General features: G+C 58.6%; 2 protein-coding genes. Both read right to left on the bottom strand.

All coding sequences use genetic code 11. The features are described from left to right. Window positions 1-172: 172 nt before the first annotated feature. Window positions 173-1225 carry an MFS transporter gene (locus BMX92_RS26690; protein WP_093022769.1) on the bottom strand — a complete coding sequence of 351 codons (1053 nt, stop codon included), beginning with the start codon at window positions 1223-1225 and terminating at the stop codon, window positions 173-175. Window positions 1226-1508: 283 nt separating this feature from the next. Beyond that, window positions 1509-1925 (bottom strand): IS630 family transposase (locus BMX92_RS26685; protein ID WP_143066913.1); only part of this gene is annotated, 417 nt, incomplete at its 5' end.

Below are 1925 nucleotides of genomic sequence, written 5' to 3'. Positions count from 1 at the left end.
TCGCCTATTATGACAACCATCGTCCGCATTCACGCCTTGCAGGGAAAACCCCAGGCGAGGCATATGGGCAAATCGGCGCTTCAAATCCTGGGGGGCATGCCCTCCAGGATTTGATCACCCAAATGGCGGCATCAACAACAACCAGGATGAGCTTAACTTAGCCGCCAACCTGTCAAAGAAGGCGAGGCCACCTCACTCGGCGAAAGCCGAAACGATGCAATATGGTGCCCGCGACCACTTTCATCGTCAGGGCGCCCGCACCGCTTGCGAACAGAATGAGCCCGCTGGCGAGGGGGCCAAGACCAAGGCCGATCTGGAGCAGCAAGGCAAGCAGAACGGGAAGTCCGGCAACGGTGATCCGCCACAGTGTGCCACTTTGCATGACAACACGAAAACTCCGCACTTTGAGCAGACTGAGGTCAATCAGCGGATGCTTCGCATGCCGTGCATGATGGATGGCCAGCGGCAGGGTGATGAGGCTGGTAATTGCGAGCATGGCGATCACCAGCCGATCCATCGCGCCCGAAATGCCTGCCAAGGCTAGCGTTCCGCATGATGCACCGGCCCCAAGGAGCAGAAAACCGGGCAGATCAAAAGGCCCTGGATGGGGACTGCGCAGATCCGGCACATAATGCAGGGTGGCCGCGATGCCGATCACGCCAAAGGGGATGTTGATGAAGAAAATCCAGTGCCAGGACGATAGCTCAACGATCAGCCCACCCAGCGGCGCGCCCAACACCGGCCCCAGCAGCGCTGGTGCCGTGTAGAGAGAGATTGCCCGGACATAATCGTGTCGCGGCACGGCGCGCAGCATCATCAATCGCCCGACCGGCGCCATCATTGCCCCACCCAGGCCCTGGGCGACGCGCGCGATAATCAATTGCGGCAAGTTCGTAGCAAGACCGCAAAAGAGCGAGGCCAGGACGAACAGGGCGATGGCCCAACAGAAGCTGGTACGGGCGCCGAACCGATCACCGATCCATCCACTGGCTGGGATGAAGACTGCTATACTAAGGAGATAGGCGCTTACCCCCAGGTTCATGTGCAACAGGTTTGTCCCCAGTGCATTGGCCATAGCCGGCAGCGCAACGGTGATGGCGGTACCGTCTATCCCTTGCATCAGCAGGGCAGATCCGACGATCAATGGTGCGACCGGGTGCAGGGATGGCGACGGGACAAGGTGAGCGTCGGCCTGTCGTGCAGCGGTGCCGGTCATCATCTCCATTGGCCATCCCCTTCATAGGAAGGCCGCCTTTCGCGTCTGTGGGCCTCCCCTGGCAAGCGGTGCCTTATTGTAATTTCTCGATGTTCACTGGGAGGCGTTAATGGAAGAAGCCGACAATGTTTTGAACTCGGTTACCGACACCTATCAGGAGGGCGTTTGAGTGACGCAAAATAATCAAACGCGCAAAAGAGGGCCGCGCGGACGAATTCAGTTCACACAATCGCCGATATGAGAAAGTGGCGGACTGTCAGCTACTCCTCCCCAGAGCTAGAGCATAATCCGATCACTCTGGCTCATATCCGGTAGCTGTGAAATAGTTTGCGCATTCTTCGTGAGTGAAGCGTGGCAACGCGTCACGTATCGCATGCCATAGCTCCGGGATAGTTCGGGCGGCGGCTTTTCGCAGGATAGCCTTGAGTTTGGAGAAGGCGTTTTCGATTGGGTTGAAGTCGGGGCTGTATGGCGGCAGGAACAGCATGCTCGCTCCAACCGCTTCGATGGCTTCACGGGCAGCGATTGCCTTATGCGCCGGCAGATTGTCGAGGATGACGATGTCACCAGGATGCAACGTTGGCGCCAGAACCTGCTGGGCATAGGCAGCGAAGCATTCGCCGGTCATGGGACCGTCCAGGACCATCGGCGCAGTCATGCCCGTCAGGCGCAGCGCACCGGTGAAAGTGGTGGTTTTCCAATGGCCATG

Origin of the sequence: Sphingobium sp. YR768, from assembly GCF_900111125.1 — a bacterium.
Lineage (GTDB): Bacteria > Pseudomonadota > Alphaproteobacteria > Sphingomonadales > Sphingomonadaceae > Sphingobium.
The sequence above is the reverse complement of the archived record's forward strand: the minus strand, read 5'-3'. Positions and strand labels throughout refer to the sequence as shown.

Coding starts and splice junctions, on each gene's coding strand:
- BMX92_RS26690 (WP_093022769.1), bottom strand. CDS start 1,225: ATGGAGATGATGACCGGCACCGCTGCACGACAGGCCGACGCTCACCTT.